At 44.3% G+C, this 18,652-nt stretch carries 18 protein-coding genes and 2 pseudogenes; 11 read left to right on the top strand and 9 right to left on the bottom strand.

What is annotated here, in order from left to right; genetic code table 11:
• Positions 1 to 79 precede the first annotated feature (79 nt).
• Positions 80 to 787 carry a GntR family transcriptional regulator gene (locus AB4185_RS21515; RefSeq protein ID WP_017065208.1) on the bottom strand — a complete coding sequence of 236 codons (708 nt, stop codon included), beginning with the start codon at positions 785 to 787 and terminating at the stop codon, positions 80 to 82.
• A gap of 255 nt (positions 788 to 1,042) precedes the next feature.
• On the opposite strand from AB4185_RS21515, the gene AB4185_RS21510 reads away from it, so the two are divergent.
• The gene (locus AB4185_RS21510) at positions 1,043 to 1,687 is read left to right on the top strand and encodes an HAD family phosphatase (RefSeq protein WP_324295268.1); all 645 of its coding nucleotides are present in this window, start codon (positions 1,043 to 1,045) and stop codon (positions 1,685 to 1,687) included.
• A gap of 37 nt (positions 1,688 to 1,724) precedes the next feature.
• Positions 1,725 to 1,919, top strand: a complete 195-nt coding sequence (locus AB4185_RS21505) for a hypothetical protein (protein ID WP_017072485.1) — start codon at positions 1,725 to 1,727, stop codon at positions 1,917 to 1,919.
• On the opposite strand, the gene AB4185_RS21500 is transcribed toward AB4185_RS21505, so the two are convergent.
• Both AB4185_RS21500 and add read right to left on the bottom strand, forming a co-directional pair.
• A complete protein-coding gene (locus AB4185_RS21500; protein WP_102321248.1) occupies positions 1,916 to 2,482 on the bottom strand; it encodes a sugar O-acetyltransferase in 567 nt (188 codons plus the stop codon). The two genes, AB4185_RS21505 and AB4185_RS21500, sit on opposite strands and share 4 nt — an antisense overlap.
• Before the next feature lie 152 nt (positions 2,483 to 2,634).
• On the bottom strand, positions 2,635 to 3,633 hold the full coding sequence (gene add / locus AB4185_RS21495; protein WP_372099510.1) for an adenosine deaminase: 999 nt from the start codon (positions 3,631 to 3,633) through the stop codon (positions 2,635 to 2,637).
• A 126-nt stretch (positions 3,634 to 3,759) separates the two neighbouring features.
• Here add and AB4185_RS21490 point away from each other — a divergent pair, with 126 nt between their 5' ends.
• Both AB4185_RS21490 and AB4185_RS21485 read left to right on the top strand, forming a co-directional pair.
• The gene (locus tag AB4185_RS21490; protein ID WP_017061092.1) at positions 3,760 to 4,707 is read left to right on the top strand and encodes a LysR family transcriptional regulator; all 948 of its coding nucleotides are present in this window, start codon (positions 3,760 to 3,762) and stop codon (positions 4,705 to 4,707) included.
• Between the two features lie 182 nt (positions 4,708 to 4,889).
• A pseudogene (locus AB4185_RS21485) lies at positions 4,890 to 5,648 on the top strand (glutathione synthase); the annotation flags it as partial.
• 84 nt (positions 5,649 to 5,732) lie between these two features.
• On the opposite strand, the gene AB4185_RS21480 reads toward AB4185_RS21485, so the two are convergent.
• Positions 5,733 to 6,506, bottom strand: coding sequence for a helix-turn-helix domain-containing protein (locus AB4185_RS21480; RefSeq protein WP_017065211.1), 774 nt, complete (start codon positions 6,504 to 6,506; stop codon positions 5,733 to 5,735).
• 97 nt (positions 6,507 to 6,603) lie between these two features.
• Here AB4185_RS21480 and AB4185_RS21475 point away from each other — a divergent pair, with 97 nt between their 5' ends.
• From AB4185_RS21475 to AB4185_RS21460, 4 genes are all read left to right on the top strand, one after another.
• Positions 6,604 to 7,737, top strand: a complete 1,134-nt coding sequence (locus AB4185_RS21475; protein ID WP_372135916.1) for a multidrug effflux MFS transporter — start codon at positions 6,604 to 6,606, stop codon at positions 7,735 to 7,737.
• A 155-nt stretch (positions 7,738 to 7,892) separates the two neighbouring features.
• Positions 7,893 to 8,411 carry a TetR/AcrR family transcriptional regulator gene (locus tag AB4185_RS21470; RefSeq protein ID WP_372135915.1) on the top strand — a complete coding sequence of 173 codons (519 nt, stop codon included), beginning with the start codon at positions 7,893 to 7,895 and terminating at the stop codon, positions 8,409 to 8,411.
• The gene (locus AB4185_RS21465) at positions 8,408 to 9,463 is read left to right on the top strand and encodes an alcohol dehydrogenase family protein (protein ID WP_372135914.1); all 1,056 of its coding nucleotides are present in this window, start codon (positions 8,408 to 8,410) and stop codon (positions 9,461 to 9,463) included. Before AB4185_RS21470 ends, AB4185_RS21465 begins: the two co-directional genes overlap by 4 nt.
• Before the next feature lie 231 nt (positions 9,464 to 9,694).
• Positions 9,695 to 10,789 carry an HDOD domain-containing protein gene (locus AB4185_RS21460; protein ID WP_372135913.1) on the top strand — a complete coding sequence of 365 codons (1,095 nt, stop codon included), beginning with the start codon at positions 9,695 to 9,697 and terminating at the stop codon, positions 10,787 to 10,789.
• Between the two features lie 96 nt (positions 10,790 to 10,885).
• Here the strand turns inward: AB4185_RS21460 and AB4185_RS21455 are convergent.
• From AB4185_RS21455 to AB4185_RS21440, 4 genes and pseudogenes are all read right to left on the bottom strand, one after another.
• A pseudogene (locus AB4185_RS21455) lies at positions 10,886 to 12,269 on the bottom strand (ABC transporter substrate-binding protein).
• Positions 12,270 to 12,279: 10 nt separating this feature from the next.
• A complete protein-coding gene (locus tag AB4185_RS21450) occupies positions 12,280 to 13,290 on the bottom strand; it encodes a Gfo/Idh/MocA family protein (RefSeq protein WP_372135912.1) in 1,011 nt (336 codons plus the stop codon).
• A 113-nt stretch (positions 13,291 to 13,403) separates the two neighbouring features.
• Positions 13,404 to 14,303: a homocysteine S-methyltransferase family protein gene (locus AB4185_RS21445; protein ID WP_372135911.1), complete on the bottom strand. Its 900-nt coding sequence runs from the start codon at positions 14,301 to 14,303 to the stop codon at positions 13,404 to 13,406.
• A gap of 107 nt (positions 14,304 to 14,410) precedes the next feature.
• Positions 14,411 to 15,367, bottom strand: coding sequence for an integron integrase (locus tag AB4185_RS21440; protein WP_017067063.1), 957 nt, complete (start codon positions 15,365 to 15,367; stop codon positions 14,411 to 14,413).
• A gap of 338 nt (positions 15,368 to 15,705) precedes the next feature.
• Between AB4185_RS21440 and AB4185_RS21435 the strand changes: the two genes are divergently transcribed.
• From AB4185_RS21435 to AB4185_RS21425, 3 genes are all read left to right on the top strand, one after another.
• A complete protein-coding gene (locus AB4185_RS21435) occupies positions 15,706 to 16,308 on the top strand; it encodes a DUF922 domain-containing protein (protein WP_065583845.1) in 603 nt (200 codons plus the stop codon).
• A gap of 143 nt (positions 16,309 to 16,451) precedes the next feature.
• On the top strand, positions 16,452 to 17,069 hold the full coding sequence (locus tag AB4185_RS21430; protein WP_372135910.1) for a hypothetical protein: 618 nt from the start codon (positions 16,452 to 16,454) through the stop codon (positions 17,067 to 17,069).
• Between the two features lie 165 nt (positions 17,070 to 17,234).
• Complete coding sequence (locus AB4185_RS21425; protein WP_017067214.1) at positions 17,235 to 17,540, top strand: hypothetical protein; 306 nt, start codon at positions 17,235 to 17,237, stop codon at positions 17,538 to 17,540.
• 755 nt (positions 17,541 to 18,295) lie between these two features.
• Here AB4185_RS21425 and AB4185_RS21420 read toward each other — a convergent pair.
• Positions 18,296 to 18,652 (bottom strand): transposase (locus tag AB4185_RS21420; RefSeq protein WP_372135909.1); only part of this gene is annotated, 357 nt, incomplete at its 5' end.

Below are 18,652 nucleotides of genomic sequence, written 5' to 3'. Positions count from 1 at the left end.
GAAATAATATTAGTGGCTAATCTATAGAGTAATTAACTTATATCTATAAAAATTAACCATACTAAATCGAATTAAAAGGTTACTTCTTATCTCGGAAGCTCATGCTCTCATTGTTAAAAGGAGTGTGATAGGTGCATTGATATTTGATGTCGATGATATCGCTGACGATGAATAGATCCCCCGATGCTAAGAAACCTCGGTTGGTGATATTCATCGCCGCGGCATTTTTTTTGCAGCCGAGCAACTCCGCGTCTTCTTTAGATACGTTGATCGCTTGATACGTCGTTAAGTAGCTATCGATCTGAAGACCTTTCGCCAATGCATGTTTCTGGATTGAGCTTTCAATGATCTCGGCATTCATCTCTGGGAAGACACTGACAGGGATCTTGGCTTCTTCAATCTGAACTACTTTGTTGTTAATCAATCGAAGCCGTCTAATTTTCCAGATGTAGTCATTGTCGTCTAAAGAAAAAATCTGCTGTTCGTGGTTATCGGGTAGCGCTTTATTCAGTTGGAGCTTTTTATAAGAGATCTCTTCAAAACTGTTTTCAGTGATGGAGTTGTACACCAGTGGTGTACCAATGAGAGAAGTGTTGACGAAGTAACCAGAACCCACCTTAGATTTCACCATGCCAATAGCCTCTAGCTTGGCTAGCGCTTTTCGAATAGTAAATCGAGATAACCCATATATTTCAGAGAGTTCTCTTTCCGCGGGAAGCTTATGATTGATACTGTTTTGACAGATCTTGCTCACAATATCTTGGACAACTAACTCGTACTTTTTCATAGATCAATAACTTTAAAGTGTATTCACTGTGACTAAAGAATAGTGAACTAAATCAGGGATTCAGTACGCTCTGAATGACTCATAATTGTAACATAGAAGGTTAAGTGGGTGATGATAAATAGGGTTAGTTAGGGATACTAGTGACCACCTTTTGCGCTGACTTGATTACATCTTGTGATTCTAGTCCTCATTTTGTAAAACAAGATTATGAACTTTAACGTGCGGCATTTAATGTCTGTGTTGTTGCTATTTTAAGTGACTAATTCAGGAGTAGGGTATGAGTTCGAATCAAATCAAAATGTCGTATTTGATGTGGGTAATGTGATTGTGCGTTGGTCGCCGCTGGAAATTACTCAACTAACGTTTGGTAACATTGCCGACCCTGAAGCCCGAGCGCTTTCGATTTTCCAAAGTGCGATTTGGTCGGATTTGAACAAAGGGTTCTTAACCGAAAATGAAGCCAAACTTCGCTACCAACAAGAGCTCGATTTATCTTCATTAGAGTGCGACCGCCTGTTTTATTACGTTAAGAAAACGCAGATCTTATTGCATGGTTCTGTCGACCTTATCGAGCGCGTAAAGCGTGCTGGGTATGGTGTGTATGCACTTACCGACAACGTGGTCGAGATTGTTGAACACCTAAAAGCCACCTACGAATTTTGGCCTTTGTTTGATGGCGCAGCCGTATCCGCTGAACTTGGCATGCTTAAACCGCAGCCTGAAATCTACCAAGCGCTTTTATCTAATTATGGGCTCAAAGCTTCAGAAACGGTCTTCATTGACGATATGCCTTATAACGTTGAAGGTGCGAGATCTTTGGGTATGGCTGCTATCCAGTTTACCGATGCCGTTCAGTGTGAAAACAGCTTGCAGGCGCTTGGCGTTAATTTATTAGATTGACACCTTGGCGAGTGAGTTAAATTTGAGGGTGTAGAAAATGAAAAGATACCCACCTAAGTCTATCGTTGCATTCTTGTTTTTGACTATATCAGCGCTGGTTTTAGTTGCGGCTGTCGTGCTTCAAATTCGCGGTGAACAAGCGTGCGATAAAACAACGCTGATAATTAGATTAAGAGCCATGCTATTGAAACATCGCTCTTTTTTAGATTTGGATACGCGCTTTCTTGTTTAATCGCGAGTTTGTTCGGCATTCAAATGCCGAATCAACTTGGCTGGAGTGCCGCCGTACAGGCAATCTGGTGGTACATCACTGTTAACCACTGAGTTCGCTGCGATAACAGAGCGAGCGCCAATCGTAACGCCTTGGTTGATGACTGAGTTTCCACCAATCCACACATCGTCTTCGACTGTGATAGGTAGGCAGAAAGTTTCCCACTTACGGCGGCTGAGATAATCCAGTGAGTGGGAGGCTGTGTAAAACTGGGCACTTGGCCCTATCAATACATTGTTACCAATCTTGATATTCGCGCCATCAAGCATCACCACGTTCATGTTGATAAAGGTGTCGTCACCGATCTCGATGGTTTTGCCAAACTCGCAATGAAAAGGAGGACGGACAACGCTGCTTCCTACTTTACCAAACAGATTAGCCTGAAGACTTGGTAGTTGAGTATCGTCTGAACATTGATTCAAGTCTGATAGCGCCTTGCTGGCGTGAGTGCGCATGTGGTCTACCTCATGGTCTGCGCCATCAAAAATCTCGCCGGACAGCATTTTCTCGAGTTCTGTTTTCATTGTTTGCATCCCATTCGTCAACATCGATATTAGAATACGGATAATTGGACATAAAAAAAGAGAAAAGCCTCAGCCTTTCTCTTCCTATTTTGTACCTTTAAGCATTAATGCTAAGTGAGCCCAGCTATTCAGCAAAAGGCGCGCTTTACCAATTAGATTTGCTCAACGAAACCCATTAGGTGCTGTTTCACTTCGTCTGAAGCAAACGCACTTTCTACAGAGTACTTGTAGATTTCTACGTAATCTTCTTTTGTTAGACCGAATGTTTCACACGCACGTTTTACTTCGTTGGTCATGGTAGTGTTCGACACAGTGCGGTTATCTGTGTTGATCGTTACAACGATGCCGTCTTTCTTGAATTCAGCAATTGGGTGGTCGCTGAATTTGTGAATACATTTAGTTTGAACGTTACTTGTTGGGCAAGTCTCAAGTGCAACTTGCTTCTCTTTAACGATGTTGTATGCGTCTTCGTTACCTTGGATGTGGACACCGTGGCCGATACGCTCAGCATCCAACATAGTTACTGCATCGTAAACGTTTTGACCATGCCATTGCTCACCAGCGTGCACGGTAATGCGGTAGCCTTTTTCAAGAGCGTATTGTGTGTATTCTGGGAATTCAGCGCAGAAGCCCGGCTTTTCACCGCCTGCAATATCAAACGCAACCACGCCTTTACCAAGGTATGGTTTACCAGCGTCGATTACATCTTTGATTGAGTCTTTCGGGAACATACGAAGTACAGACATGATGTAGTTGCCCTTAATGTCGTATTTCTCTTCTGCACGCTTCATGCCTTTAACCGCACTTGCGATGATTGCATCAAGAGACAAGCCCTTGTTTACGTGAAGAATCGGTGCAAAACGAACTTCTAGGTACTTAACGTTTTCTAGTGCTGCGTCTTCGTAAAGCTCAAAAGAGATACGCTCAATCGCTTCTTCCGTTTGCATCACTTGCAGTGGCAGGCTAAAGCAAGCTAGGTACTCATCAAGGTTTTTGCAATCTTCAGGCACTGTTAGAGACTTTACTACCGCTTCACGGTCTTCTGGAAGTTCGATTCCGTACTGTTTCGCCAGATCAATAATGGTGTCTGGACGAACACTTCCGTCTAGGTGGCAGTGCAGATCAATCTTAGGGAGTGCTAGAAAGTTCATGAGTATTCCTTAGGTCTATTATTTTTTGAGTTATTAACTCATAGGTTACATGGGCTTAAATTAACAAGTTTGTGATATGATTTAAAGTGACATAAAGTCATCATTAATCTGAATCTAAGGAATATCATGGTAGATGTTAAAAGCTTACTCAAATGTGATATGAATTTACTGCTGTGTTTACACGTGTTGCTTGAAGAGCGCAGCGTGAGCAAAACGGCAGAGCGATTGTTCCTTAGTCAGTCTGCGGTGAGTAAACAACTCACTAAGCTGCGTTCTTTGTTTGACGACCCTTTGTTTGAACGTGAGTCAAAAGGCCTGTTTCCAACACCGAAAGCCACCTCTTTAGCGCCTAAAATTCATCAAATCCTACTGCAAGTTGAACAGCTAACCGTGCCGGACATTTTTGAGCCGAAAGACAGCGAACGTACTTTTAATATCGATCTTGTTGAAACCGCTTATACCGCGATTTACCCTAAATTTATGCCTAACGCGCTAGCAGATGCGCCGAACATTACGGTAAACAGCACTACTTGGAGCAGCGAAACCTTTAAGCGCTTACTAAAGCGTGAGGTCGATTTCGGGATTGGAATTTTTGAGCTCGATGAAAGGGCTAGCACCCACATTCAAAATATCCCTGCCGAGCTAAACCACGTCGAGTTGCTGCAAGATTACTCTGTGTGCTTGATGCGAAATGATCACCCAGTACTTCAAGAAGAGTGGAATCTGCAAGCCTTCCTTAAATACCGTCATATTCAGTTGGTGACCGGTGGCGTTGGCGACTGGTTGCTACTGGAAATCTTGCAAGCCAAACAGCTTCAAATTAACAAAGCCGCCAACGTGTCGGACATCACCAGCGCAGTAAAGCTGTGCAAACAAAGCGATTTGCTGATGTGTTATCCGTACAACTCGGTTCGTGACTATATTGAGAGTGGCGAACTGGTGATGAAGCCGATTCCTATTGAGTTGGTTCCCGGTGGTTTGTTTTTGCTTTGGCACCGTTACTTTGATTCTGAACCAAGCCACAAATGGCTTCGCGACCTCATAGTCAATAAGACCCAAGAACCTCAGCTGTAAACCGCGAGCTACGATGATAAAAACGGCGAAATAACTTTTTTAAAATTTATTTCGTCTTTTTAGAATGAGCATCGTCTTATTACGGGTGCCAAATGCCCGCCAAGAATGAGATATCTAAATGAATTCAATGCCATCGATTCCGCAACAAGTCATTGAAGATGCTTGTGAGTGGGCAATTATGCACGGTGCGTCGTACTTTTGAACAGTTGAGCTGTCAGCTTTCATCGGGCGATAATCAACGCCTGCTATTGAAAGATGTCGGCGCTGTCGATGTGGTGTACCTAAGAGCTGGCTACCAGTATTCAGATTACTGGGCTCCAGAGCTCAATGAATCAGTTTGTTGCCACACGCTAAGTCAGACTCGCTTGTTTATGGAGCAACACCATGTCGCAATGAACGCGACCATCAGCCAGCAACTAGCGACCAGTAAAACCATGCAAATGCTGCTGACCATGATGCCAGCAACAGAATACGCCCGCTGGGGCTTAACGCTAGAAGAAACCGAACTGGTCAAGAGTGTTCTGGCTGATATGAAGCCTATCACCAATGAAGCAATTGAATGGTTTAACACACAAGCTGATAAGCAAGAATGGGAGCTGAAAAACCAAGGTGAGGGCGGTGGTCATTGTGTCTTTGGTGACGACATCAGCGAACAACTGAGCCAGCTTAAACCAGAAGAGTACGACGCGTGGGCATTGATGCAGCGCTTGTACCCGCATGAACGTGACGTGCCGACCATTGCAGTGCGTGACACTCACCAAACGCTCGTGACAGACTTAGTCAGCGAAGTGGGTTTGTTCACCGTTTACTTCAAAGGTGAACCAGTAACAGAGCTAGACGGCTACGCGGGTTACTTGATCCGCAGTAAACCTGCCAGCGAAAATGAAGGTGGAATCCACAGTGGCAAAGGGATTCTCGATTCGTTGGTGTTGATTGATTAGTTGAATCGGCATTAAAAACCAGAACTCATGTTCTGGTTTTTTGTATCTGAGCTCAGTAAAACTTCAGAGTTTGGATAACAACAATCACGCCCCTAACTTGGTAAAGGCCAACGGGGTTTGTCCAGTTTGCTGTTTGAAAAAAGCGATAAACGCACTGTTGGATGAGAACTCTAGCAGATGAGCCACATCAACGACTTGTCGGTTTTCTGAGAGCAGTTCAATCGCTTTAAACAAGCGCCATTGCTGTCGCCACTCTTGGTAAGTCATGCCTGTTTCGGCTTTGAATAATCGAGTAATCGTTTTGGTGCTTGCGCCAACCGAGTTCGCTAATGTCGAGAGGGCTGGGGCAAGAAAGGAAGCGGTTCGGACTTGTTTGCAAAAGCTTTTAAAGCGGCGATCTGTCGGTAGTGGCAAGATAAACGAGTGTTGGTTAGCACTGTAAAACTCTTCCCAGAATAGGTTGGCGGTATTGGTGGTTTGCTCGCGGGCAACGTCCCAATCCCAGAAAGCCATCTTATTGATCAGGGCTTTTAAAAGCTCATTCACTTCCACAATTTCAATCGCTTCTGGGCAGGTGTAAATACTGCTATCAAAATAGAGCGACCGATAAGCAACCACATTGGTCATCTGCGCGCGATGTTTGGTATAAGGCGGGATCCACACGGCTTTAGTCGGCGGCAAAATGCAAATGGCGTTTTCTAAGGTCAAGGTGATGCAACCCTGCGGAGCATACAGCAACTGTCCTTTTACGTGGTGATGTATTCCTGAATCATGCTGACCTAGCTCTGCCGCAATCCCTATTACGGGCGCAGGTAAGCTGTCTGCATCAAACTCAATCGTTTCGCTGATTAATGCCATTTGTCCTAATCTTGTTGTTTTTGGTTTTAATGTTGTTAACGAGCCAAGGTTAGTTTCCCCTAGACTCCTCGTCAAGTTCACTGGTCTTGGAAAAATGATGAAAACAAAACCTTCTTTATGGCAAATGGTGCTATTGCTGATGTTCCCTCAAATCGCAGAAACCATCTATAGCCCGATTCTGGATTCAATATCGAAATCCTTTGATGTGAGTTACGCACAAGCGGCGCAAACCCTCTCGATCTACTTCTCAGCGTTTGCGCTCGGTGTTGTGGTATGGGGCATATTGGCAGACAAATGGGGGCGCCGACCAACCATGTTACTGGGCATGGGGTTATTCGCCTGTTCAGCACTTATTGCTATGCAAACCGACAGCTTTACGTGGTTGATGATAGCCAGAGCCATGGGTGCTTTCGGGCTTGCGGTGGGCTCGGTGGTGACACAAACCATGTTGCGCGATGCCTTTAGCGGCGCGGAACTGGCCAAGGTGTTTGGTTACATGGGGATGGGGCTGTCGATTAGTCCAATCGTCGGGCTGCTTCTTGGCGGTCAACTAAGCCAAGCGGGCGGGCATCAATATGTGTTTATTGCCTTGTTTATTATGGTGTTAGCGTTGTTGGCACATAGCCTATGGTCATTGCCTGAAACGCAACAATCTAAGCAGCAATTGCAGTTAAAGTCACTCAGTATTCACATGATCAAAGATAGCAATATATGGATGTCTGCGTTGCTGGTCGCGTCGTTCAATATTGCACTGTTTTCCTATTATCAATTGGGTTCATTTGCCTTCATTCAACTTGGATTTAGCGTTGAGCAGTTTGGCTACAGCGGCATTGTGCTTGGGTTCGGGACTCTGTTGGGAAGCTTGGTGAACAAGACATTGTTGAAGAGACAAGTGTCTTCAATGTCTCTGATTGGTATCGCGGCAGGGCTTCAAACATTAGGTGCGGTGGGTGTGTATTTTTCACAACACACGATCTGGTTCTTGCTTCCAATGATGTTGGTGGTTATGGCGTTTGGTATTGCGATCCCTAATGTATTGAGCCGAGCGTTGGTACGTTACCAATCTCAAGCAGGAAGTGCAGGCGCACTGTTTGGTTTGATGTATTACACCTTGATCGGCTCAGGGCTCGCTTTAGCGGGAATGCTCCAAGATCTAGGTGTAGTGTTGGTACTTTGTGGCGCGTTATCTGTTCTGGTGACGATACGCAGTCGACTCCAGCTTAAACGCTAAGTCTCTCATCTGTATTGATAAATTCCGTGTCCTGTTTGGCGCGGAATTTATCATTTCTTGGTTTGTAAATTTGGATATTGACAGGGGTAGAGTGATCGTTCTACCCTGTAAGTAGAACAATCATTCTACCCTTTGTCGGGTATTGAGAGAGCACTATGTTGAGAGAACAGATTGCAGCAAGCTTAGAGGTGGCATTTAGCCAGCAAGGTTTTGCTGAGCCGAGTGTTGCACAGCTGAAAACGGCGTGCGATGTAAGCCTAAGAACCTTGTATAAACATTTCCCTTCAAAAGAAGCGATGATCGTTGGTGCCTTGGAATATCGACACCAACGCTACTTAGATTTCTTGTTGGAAACGTCGCCTGAAAAGGGGCTCGCATCGGTTACTCATATCTTCAACAAGCTCCAACAATGGTTAGAAGAGTATGCGCCACATGGGTGTATGTCGATGAATGCGATGGCCGCGTTTCCCGATAATGAGTTTATCAGACAAGCGGTTACACAGCATAAAGAACAAGTCCGTTTGCTAATAGGCAAGCAGAGCCTGCGAGAGGATCTCGCGACACCACTGTTTTTACTTCATGAAGGCGTATCAAGTGCGTGGCCAGTATTGGGCGAAGAAGCAGTGGCATCGGCACAGAATATGGTGACAAAATTACTCAAGGAAACAGTATGAATTTTGAAGTCCCAAAAACAATGAAAGGCGCAGAGATGCTAGGACACGGAGGGGCAGAAATGCTTGGTTACCGTGAAGATATCGCTGTTCCTCAAATTGAACCTAATGAAGTGCTGATCAAGGTGATGGCCGCAGGCGTTAATAATACCGACATCAACACGCGAATTGGTTGGTATGCGAAAAGTGATGATTCAGACGATGCCAGTTGGTCGGGTGAAGCGTTGAAATTCCCTCGCATCCAAGGTGCCGATGTGTGCGGTTTTATTGTAGCTGTTGGTAACGAAGTCTCGGCTGATCGTATTGGTGAGCGTGTTCTGATTGAGCCTTGTTTAACCGAAGTGTACGGGCGAGATCTACCACAGCCATGGTATTTCGGCTCTGAGTGCGATGGCGGTTTTGCTGAATACACCAAAGTAGCAGCTAAGCACGCTTACGCGGTGAACAGCACAATGTCGGATGTTGAACTGGCGTCTTTCCCATGCTCTTATTCGACCGCAGAAAACATGCTGACTCGCGCCAACGTGGCTGAAGCTGATCGCGTGCTTATCTCAGGTGCATCGGGCGGTGTGGGCTCTGCGGCTATTCAGCTAGCAAAAGCTCGCGGCGCGTATGTGATTGCGATTACCAGCCCAATCAAGAACCAACAGTTACTTGAACTTGGCGCTGATGAAGTGATTGCCCGTGATTCAGATTTGGTTAACGCGCTAGGCGAAAGCAGCGTGAATGTGGTGATCGATTTAGTTGCTGGTGACAAGTGGCCAGAGTTTCTTGAAGTCCTAAAACCGCATGGCCGTTATGCTGTGTCTGGTGCGATTGGTGGTGCAATGGTTGAGCTTGATGTGCGAACTTTGTATCTCAAAGACCTCAGCTTTTTTGGTTGCACGGTTTTAGAACCGCAAGTATTCCAAAACTTGGTTAATCGTATCGAGAAACAGCAGATTGGCGCCATCGTTGCAGAGTCTTATCCGCTAGCCGATATCCATAAAGCGCAAGATGAGTTCTTAAAGAAAAAGCATGTTGGTAAGATCGTGTTGGAAGTGGCAGAACGCTAGTTATAGTCAGCTTCACGGTTTAGATTGATGGAAGAGTGAGCAAGCTTTATTTGCTCGCTCTTTTTGTTCCTGGTGAATACCGAGGAGCTGAGCAAATTGTTGGGTAACAGATCCTATACAGCTGAAAGGTTAATGATTCATTTATCACTGTATGGTTTATGAGTTGCCTGTGCGATAATCACCGCCGTTATATATCCCGAACTGTTTGATAATCATCTAGGAGCCGTATTGATGTTTAAAAGGGTATTGCAGGCACTATTCTCACCTTTTGTTTATTCAAAAAACAAACCCTCTGCAGAGCCTGCCCAACAAGAGCAACAACAAACCGTTGCTACTGATTCTGTTCAGTCTTCAATCTTTGTTCCGCCGTCGTCCACTCAGCCATCATCATTAATCGTCGATAAGACGCTTAGCCTTCACGATGGTGAGTTTCTTGATTATCTGTTCGGAGAGTCTCGCCTTCGAACGGAGTCAGACCCATTTAGTGATTTTGTCGCTTGCCAAATCGAACGCTTGATTCGCTCTCCAAAAGCCTTGCTTAATGAACTTCCAGTGATGCCAGCCTCTGTGACCACGTTAATGGGCGAATTACAGAGCGATGAGTTTGATGTCGATACTCTGTTAAGAGTGATTGAGCGCGAGCCGAGTATGGCTGCCGATGTGATTAAACTGGCAAATAGCGCCTTTTACAAACGCAATGAAAAACAGGTTACCGACCTAAAAACAGCATTCTTAAATATGGGTTCTCAAGGGCTCGTTGAAGGGGTGGTGAATAGCTACATGAAGAACTTCACGCCGGGGAACAATATTTACTGGCGTCACTTCGGTGAGAAAATTTGGAATCACAGTGTTCAAACCGCGTCGTTTTCTAAGGAGTTGATGAAAGACTCTTCATCTCAAGAAGAGCAAGCAGCGGCGTATTTTGTTGGGTTAATTCGCAACTTAGGCAAGATGATCATTTTCCAGATGATGGTAGAAGCCTTCAAGCATGTTGATCCTTCTGTTCCACCTAACTCGTTGGCATTGAAGCGCCTGATGAACAGCTACTCTATTCGCCTGACTTACACCATTGCTAAGTTCTGGGAACTGCCAGAGTCTGTGTTGACCGCAATTGGCTACCAAGAGTCTAGCCGATACGAATGCACGCCACTTGGTCAAGCTGTGTTTGAAGCTAACTACTTGAGTGAGCTGTGCTATTTACTGGAAGAACAAACGATTGAAGTCGAGCAATTTAAGCGCAGATGCAAAGAGACACTGATGTCTCCGGCTGCATACAAAGTGGCTAACCGTATCTATAAAGAGTCTGAATTATCGCTAGTGAGCTAACCCTTAGCCTATTCGACCTACGCTGTGACTGAACATAATGATTGGTTGCAGCTTGGTTGGGCTAGGTTGTGAAATACATTCAGCTACGAAATACGCTTACAAATGGCTAATCCACAGCTTGTCGAGTTCGCACCAACCGAAACCATTTACTTGTGCGCCGTGTATCTTTTCAGAAACCTCTAAGTTGAACGCCTCTTGCTTGAGCTCAGTCACAACCCCAGATTCATGCAACCAATGCCGGAGCGACAACAGTGCATTCATCGCTAACTCAAAGTCTGGTTGGTTTGTTATTGAAGCTAAGCCTTGTTCGATTGTCTCTAGTATCTCAGCAGGTAAAGTTAAGTCCTCAAACGGGAAGCGAGTGAAAAAGCTTAACCACGAAGTGAAGGTGTTGTTCTCATCAATAATACTGCACAGCGCGACGTCTTTGGTAGTTAGGTAGTGAGTTAGGTAGTGCCCATATTCCACGCTGGTTTTGTGGTCGCCAGACACTGACAACTGATCGAAAAGGGCTTGGCATTCAGAGGTGTCTTCAACTGTGAACTCACGAACGGTTGAAGACAACATCGGGCTTTGAATCTTAAAGAAGGTTGAGCCGAAATCCGGTTGGGAAGAATGGTCATCGCCACGCACGCTGGTCGTTTTCTCGGGCAGTTTCACGCACACCTGATTTTGAGCGCAGGCTTTGCTCTGTGCCCATTCCTGATAGACCCACAACTCGACTCGATTCAGAATCGGCGTGCTGTGTGAATAGGCGCTATTGCGGCTCAATCTCAACATCTTGCTTGAGAAGATGTCTAATGAGAACGCGCCAGATCCAATCAGCCTATCAGTCGGTGATGAGTGATCGAATACGGAGGCTTCAGCCCTAGCAAGTAGGCGCGGTAAATGCCAATCAGGTTGATTCAACTTTACGACAACCACATTGCCTGCCAAGACAGAGACCTCATCAATATGCTGATAACAGCGACGCCATATTTTGCTTTGGCAGAGAGAGTTAAGGTTGCGTGCTATGTCTTGAGGTTCGAGTGTTCGACCGTTATGAAAGTGAACACCATTGCGAATCTGAAAGTGCCACTGTGTCGCATCTTGATTAGGCTGCCAATGATAAGCCAGATCGCCGCTGAGTTTGCCGTGCTTAACGGAGGTTAGGCGTTGGCAAACTTGCATCACTAAGAAGCGTTCGGTGCGTCTAAGTACTCGTTGAGGGTGAAGCGCTTCGAGTTCTCGGTGAAACGGGATGTACGCGATATTCTGCGCCGACGGATTGGTATTGCTTAGAAAGGCTTGTAACTCAGCGCTAGCATTGCGGCCACTCAATCCAGCCTTGTGCTGTCATCGCTTTGAGTAAGGTCTGAACGTGACGTTCACTCACGTGCAGCAGTGTGGCCAGTTGGTTGACCTGACAGTGTGATACTCCAGGCCCAAAAGCCTGAAATATCTTTTCATACAGTTCAAGCTTACGCTTAAGGTTGCCCAATTTGCTTTTCCTAACGACGAGGTTGAGTTAAATGTGAATAGCCAGAATCAATCAGTGCGTTTTCCATCGTATCGAGAACTCGAGAGGTTATCTCTGAGCTCAGGATATTCGATTCAGTTTTGCCTTGAAGCACCAAATCTGAAAAATGGTCGATTTCAAACTCGAATCCATTCCCTATCACTCGGTAGTTAATGGTCGACTTTTTGCCTTGATGTTCAATCTCAATAAAGGCCGGATTCCACCATTTTTCGTGAATGGTGATTTTGGTTTCAGGTCCACTCAAGTGTGCTGATCGGGGAAGGTTTTGCACTGTTGATGCCGATATCTTACCGCTTATATCACCAGAGAATGTAAAGCATGCATTGGTATCAACATTCGCTCCCTCATAAAGACACGACATCTCTACCTGAGGTTTTGAAGGGTTTACACCCAGCGTTCGGCACAGATCGTAAAAGAACCAAAGCCCATAGACCCCAACATCGAGTGTTGCTCCGCCTGACAAATCCGGATTGAAGATAAACAAATCGGGCTCATAGTCATGATGGTTACCAAAGCTGGCTTCGATTGAATCTATCTGAATGTTGTTATCGACCAAGAATGATTGGAGCTCACGATATGCGGGAAACACCACGGTTTTCATTGCTTCTAACAGCATCACGCCATTTTGCTTCGCGAGAGCTTTCATCTCAAGCCAGTCAGCAAGGTTGGTAAAAGCCGGCTTCTCGACCAATACATGTTTTTTATTCTTTAGAAAAAACTCAGTGAGTGGCTGGTGGTATGGGTGAACCGTAGCGATGTAAACCGCTTCAACACTTGGGTCATTCGCCATCTCTTCATAAGAACCATAAGCCTTGTCGCAAGCAAACTTGTTGGCGAACGTGGCTGCGCGTGAGTGATCTCTGGCGGCAACCGCATCAAGCTCACCATGCAGAGAGTGCTCTGTGACTGCGGTTGCGAATCGATTGGCGATATTGCCTAGCCCTGCGATGCCCCATTTTATTTTGCGTTGCGTGTCGCTCATCAGTTGCTCCAAATCGTTGTTTTGTATCAGTGTACTCAGAGACGCCACATACAAATAGAGAACAGATTTCTCAACCTGTTCTCTATTTATTTTATTCTAGTTGAAGCTCAGGATTAGCTCTGTATTGAGTGTTTCCAATCGGCTAGGGCTTGAATGTGTTTTGGCCCGATGCCACAACAGCCACCGATAATATTCGCGCCCAGTGCATGCCAGCGTTTTGCGTAAGCTAAGTAACCTTGGCCATCCAGCTCACGCATTTCTTGAAACATGTCATTAGCTTCATGTTCGCTGCTGATAGGAGCAAAGTTATTTGCGTAGACACCTATTTCTAAGTCACTACCTAGCTCATCGATCACTTTCTTAGCATCGATAATGGCTTGATCCATCACTTCAGGCACTGAGCAATTAAACATAATGCCTTTCGCGTTTGATTGGCAGGCAAGTTGGATTGAGTCTGTTACGCTCTCGCCAGAACGAATATTGGCAGAATCGCCCTTGGTGTCTTCCAAGCTAAAGGCGTAATAACACGGTTTGCTTGATTGCTTGAGTACCGCATGAATGGATTCGAATTCTTGCAGGCTACAAATCGTTTCCGCTATCCAAAGGTCGATGTTTGGATCTTGGGCATCGTAAAGCGTTTGAATGATCGGCGTTGCTTCTTCTACCTTAAACAAGTCTGGTCGGTAGCTGCCAAATGGCGGTGGAATCGCGCCCGCCACTTTCACTGTGTGGGTAGAATTGTCAGCAACTGCTTTAGCCAGCTCACCAGACAGTGCGGCTAGTTCAAAGCCTCGTTGTTCGAAGAGTTCTTTACCCAAATGAAAAGGCACACAGGCGTAGCTATTGGTGATCAGGATTTCAGCACCTGCATCGACAAAGTTTTGATGCGCTTGGCTGACAAATTCGGGTGCTTCAATCAGCGCTTGAGCACTCCAAAGCGGTTGAGAAAATGGCGCGCCAATTTCTTTGAGTTCTCGGCCCATGCCGCCATCAAGTATGGTTAGTGTTTTCATATTCAATACTATCTAAACAATTGCTGAAGTTCTGCCGCCACCATATCAGACAACCTTGTCAGACAGAAGCCATCAAGCCAGGTTCAACTATCGGTGAGGGAGTTTCGTTATAAGCCGTCTAGCGGGCTAGTCGTGCCACTAAAGTGTTGCCCAATAACGTGAGTGTAAATCTGAGTTGTCTTAACATCACTGTGCCCCAGTAGCTCTTGAACCGTTCTGATATCGGAGCCTGACTTTAGAAGTTGCGTAGCAAAACTGTGCCTGAAAGTATGACAACTAATTCGCTTGTGGCGCAATTTATTAGAGTTAGTCGCCTTCTTCAGCGTTTTTCGGAGTACCGAATCATGTAGGTGGTGTCGGCATACGATCCCCGACTCAGAGTGTTGAGTGACGGATTTTGATGGGAATAGGTACATCCAAGCAAGTTGTCGATAGGCACTAGGGTATTTTTTACCTAATCGGTGAGGCAAAGATGGCCCAAACCCATTCAAGTTATCTTTAGCGAGCAGAACTGCAACTTGTGAAATTTTGTCTTGTATAGCTTCAGTGAGTGAAAAACTTAAAATTGTCACTCGGTCTTTATTTCCTTTCCCATTGTGAACAGTGAGAGACCCTTGTTTTAGATCTATATCTTGTACTCGAAGCCTCAGGCATTCCGATACTCTCAAACCTGAACCATACAACAAGCGAAAAAACAGTTGATATTTAGGATCTATTTCATTGATCACCGAGATAGCTTCCGCATGATTGAGTACGCTAGGAATTTTTCGAGACCGAGTCGCATAGCTAAACCCTAAGTCTCCTAGAGGTTGCTTAATAAATTGATTGTATAAATAGGCTAGAGCATTGAGAGCTACCTTTTGAGTATTGATGGCTACTTTTTGTTGATTAGCTAAATGAGAAAGAAAGGAGACAACTTCAGCGGCATGCATCTGTTCAGGGTGTTTAAGCTTATGAAAATGAATGAAGTATTTTATCCAGTAACAGTAGGCTTTGATTGTCTTGCGACTATAGCCTCGCATCGTCATATGTTCGCAAATTGCCTGCATGAATTGACTCGCCATATATTCCCCTCACAAAATCTGTACATACAGACAGTTTATTGCTTGTTGAATAATTAATGACTTAAAAAAGAGTGGTTTTTAACTCTGATTGAGCACGAATTTAACGAGAGGCTTATTTTAAATTATTGATTATACTGCAGATTTATGGGTGGTTAAGAATGAGGCCGAGCGTTACATAGTCGGCAATATGTGCTTGCACGTTTTCACACTTATTGTTTAGACCCACTTTTATATTAAATGCATAGCATTCAGTTGGTTATGAGTGACCTTTTTGATATGTTAAGCGGATGGATTCGTGCTTGCACAATATTAAAATGTTATATGCTTCAAGGATGATGATGAAAAAAGTAGTACTTTCAATATATTGCTTAATGGCGTTTAGTCAGGCTAATGCTGACGTCAAGCTAGACTTTCCCTTCAAGAAAAAGTTTGAAGTGTATGAGATTAGCGGGAATAGTGTTGAAGAAATTGAGCGTTCATTTAACGCTAGACCTGAGTTTCTCGTAAATGAAGGCTTTGACGGTTACACCGCGTGGAAATACGACTTCCATACGGATGATGATTCTTGCGAAATTCATGAATTTGAGCTTGAAGTTACCTATACACTTCCGAAGTTCGAAATGCCTAAGACTTCAGATGAGTCAGCTGAGGAGTTTCGTCCATATCTTGAGAAGCTCTATCGTCATGAACAGATTCATTGTGCGCTTGCAGTTAAGTCGATGCACGAAATGTATTTAGCCTTCAAACGAGGGCAGCGTGGAGGGTGTAGTAGCGCAAATGATAGAGTCATTGAGCTTGAAGGTGATTTGGTGGAAAGTAATGCTCTGTTTGACGTTTATACGTCGCATGGAGAAATTGAATTAGCAGAGTCTCCTTTTGGTGAGGGGCCTTACTTGAAAATATGCGAAATACCTTTCGCGCCAATGTCACCACGCATATAACAATAAATTTAAGAGTGATTCACAACGCTCGGCGCTTTCACTTCAAGCAAGTTTAGTGTTTATGGCGCAATGCTTTAGGTAGGGTTGTTGGCGTTGTTCACACCTTAATTTGGCGTTATACGAATAAAGGGGTAATTTTAAGTATGAATAAGAAAGTTGAGTGGGGAAAAGAAATAGTACAAGCTGGTAATGAAATTGCTCAATTAGCTCAAGATGTAGGTATTCCAGGAATTAGCCTTATTGGAAAATTTGCTGAAACTTTTTATGGGAGACATCTCCAAAAACGTTTTGAGGATTTTTGTTCAACGGCTGAAATTGATCTGGAGTTCATTGAATTAGTTTCAGATAACGAAGATTATTCAAATTGTTTATATGCAGCATTAGAAACAGTCCGTCAAACGAACTCGAAAATTGGAGTTAAAGCATTGGCGCTAATCTATAAAGACCATTGGAATAATACAGATTTCCTAATTCCAGCAGCTCGGTCTTTTGCACAAATCAGTGACTCAACGCTTAATGCATTTATTGAATTTTACGAAAGTTTGGATGATGATAAAGACTATCTTGAACTTAAGATTATAACCGACGGTAATCAATGTTTTCATTCAAAATATAACGATGCTGTAGAGCTTATTCACCGAAATTTTTTCGTTCAAAGTACCTATGCATCAATGGTGGCAAATGGACCAATGAGAGGCATGAAATGGACTCATACAGATTCATATTATGATTATTGCGTACTAGCAAAGCAATTCGTATAACAAATGCATCAACACGATTTGCTACACTCGGCGTTGTCAGTTTGCCTTTAGCTTCAGTGATTAAGGCAGTAAAATTCAACTAAGTCTGTATCGTAGCAAACGTGTTATGCAGGCGTTAGCCGAATCTATTAATCCGATATGTAATATTGTTTCTAAGGGGTATTTATGAGTCTTATATCAGTCAAAGTGAGTTCGAAAGCATTAGAGCATATTCGTTCTTCTACTAGTAAGAATCAAGAGCAGATGGCGCTTAAAGTTATATCTGGCGACCTATTTCATATTGTTGATACTATAAATAAATCTCGTAAAGTTCAATTAACAATGGCAGACCAATTAGCTCTCACTTTAGGTGATACTTCAGCAATTTGGCGTGCTCATCAGGAAGATGCAACCGACTTTGACATATTGTTTAATATGCTAAGCAGTAAGCCAGATAAAGAGTTTGTTTTCTCTTATAAGTTGATCGGCTAACAAGAGCTTTAAACGGAACTAAAACAGTGGGTTAGGTTTCGCTTCGCTACACATTTTAACCCACTATTTTAGTCCGCTTAAGCAGGCGTTATAAGTCACATGGAGTTTGATTTAGTATGAAGAATAGAGAGTGCCCTAATTGTCAACAGAAGATTTCACTTAGTTGGTTTTTATTTAGTGGAAATAGGACAAAGTATCGCTGTACCCAATGTTCAGCTTTGATCGAATGGACACCAAGACGCTCCTATTTAGGCATGTTTGTTGGCGGTTCATCAGCGCTGAGTTTTACATTACTTGAATCGTTGATTCCCTCAGTGAGTATACGAGTGATAATGATGTTAATTTTGGCAGTCATACTGGCATTTTTAGTACCGAAGCAGTTCAGAATCATTGACGAAAGTGCCTTATAACAAGTCATTTAAACGGAACAAAAACAGTTGGCCGTCGCTTCGCGATTTTAGCCAACCATTTTTGTCCGCTTAATGAGGCTACATGGATTCCCCCGGTTGTCAAACATCCGCTAAACTTATGTTGATGGGTTTTGGACTGCCGCTCTACATTCGGCCTACTTATCGACGATTCGCATACGTCGTGGCCCTGATGACTTTGCGCGACTGCGGTGCCTTATTCGTTAGATGACATCTAGTGTGTCCGCCGCATTAACAGGCTCTCCGCAAGTGGTCTTAACCTATCTCCATCATTAGCGTCTGCAATGACCCGGTGGGTTTAACTCTCTATGCTGCTTAGGTTTCTACTTAAGCAGCATAGTTTTCATATTCGGTTTGATTGTGTAAAAGCGACCATATAATTCGTGCGTTCTTCGCGGCAAGTGCCACTATCGCTCGGTTCATTCCTCTTCGTTCTAGAACGCCGCGACACCACTGACTTAACTTATCTTGCTTGTCGCCAAGGTTGGCAATGACTGTCCTTGCCCCGTGAACTAATAGTGTTCGCAAGTATTTGTCGCCGTGTTTGGTTATCCGACCTAAGCGAGGCTTTCCTCCCGTCGAATATTGCTTTGGTACTAGTCCTAGCCAAGCAGAGAAATCACGGCTTTTATCAAATTGAGAACCATTGCCTATCGAAGCAAGTATCGCAGTAGCGGTTTGCGG

The organism is Vibrio sp. 10N.286.48.F5 (assembly GCF_041469785.1).
Lineage (GTDB): Bacteria > Pseudomonadota > Gammaproteobacteria > Enterobacterales > Vibrionaceae > Vibrio > Vibrio crassostreae_C.
Note: the sequence above shows the minus strand (reverse complement) of the source record. Positions and strands in the feature narration are given on the sequence as shown.

Bases quoted from the DNA above. Each gene is read 5' to 3' on its own strand.
- AB4185_RS21490 (WP_017061092.1), top strand. From the start codon at position 3,760: ATGGTAGATGTTAAAAGCTTACTCAAATGTGATATGAATTTACTGCTG.
- AB4185_RS21440 (WP_017067063.1), bottom strand. From the start codon at position 15,367: ATGGCGAGTCAATTCATGCAGGCAATTTGCGAACATATGACGATGCGA.
- AB4185_RS21505 (WP_017072485.1), top strand. From the start codon at position 1,725: ATGAAAAGATACCCACCTAAGTCTATCGTTGCATTCTTGTTTTTGACT.
- AB4185_RS21425 (WP_017067214.1), top strand. From the start codon at position 17,235: ATGAGTCTTATATCAGTCAAAGTGAGTTCGAAAGCATTAGAGCATATT.
- AB4185_RS21480 (WP_017065211.1), bottom strand. From the start codon at position 6,506: ATGGCATTAATCAGCGAAACGATTGAGTTTGATGCAGACAGCTTACCT.
- AB4185_RS21475 (WP_372135916.1), top strand. From the start codon at position 6,604: ATGAAAACAAAACCTTCTTTATGGCAAATGGTGCTATTGCTGATGTTC.
- AB4185_RS21445 (WP_372135911.1), bottom strand. From the start codon at position 14,303: ATGAAAACACTAACCATACTTGATGGCGGCATGGGCCGAGAACTCAAA.
- AB4185_RS21470 (WP_372135915.1), top strand. From the start codon at position 7,893: ATGTTGAGAGAACAGATTGCAGCAAGCTTAGAGGTGGCATTTAGCCAG.
- AB4185_RS21430 (WP_372135910.1), top strand. From the start codon at position 16,452: ATGAATAAGAAAGTTGAGTGGGGAAAAGAAATAGTACAAGCTGGTAAT.
- AB4185_RS21465 (WP_372135914.1), top strand. From the start codon at position 8,408: ATGAATTTTGAAGTCCCAAAAACAATGAAAGGCGCAGAGATGCTAGGA.
- add (WP_372099510.1), bottom strand. From the start codon at position 3,633: ATGAACTTTCTAGCACTCCCTAAGATTGATCTGCACTGCCACCTAGAC.
- AB4185_RS21460 (WP_372135913.1), top strand. From the start codon at position 9,695: ATGTTTAAAAGGGTATTGCAGGCACTATTCTCACCTTTTGTTTATTCA.
- AB4185_RS21435 (WP_065583845.1), top strand. From the start codon at position 15,706: ATGAAAAAAGTAGTACTTTCAATATATTGCTTAATGGCGTTTAGTCAG.
- AB4185_RS21515 (WP_017065208.1), bottom strand. From the start codon at position 787: ATGAAAAAGTACGAGTTAGTTGTCCAAGATATTGTGAGCAAGATCTGT.
- AB4185_RS21500 (WP_102321248.1), bottom strand. From the start codon at position 2,482: ATGAAAACAGAACTCGAGAAAATGCTGTCCGGCGAGATTTTTGATGGC.
- AB4185_RS21450 (WP_372135912.1), bottom strand. From the start codon at position 13,290: ATGAGCGACACGCAACGCAAAATAAAATGGGGCATCGCAGGGCTAGGC.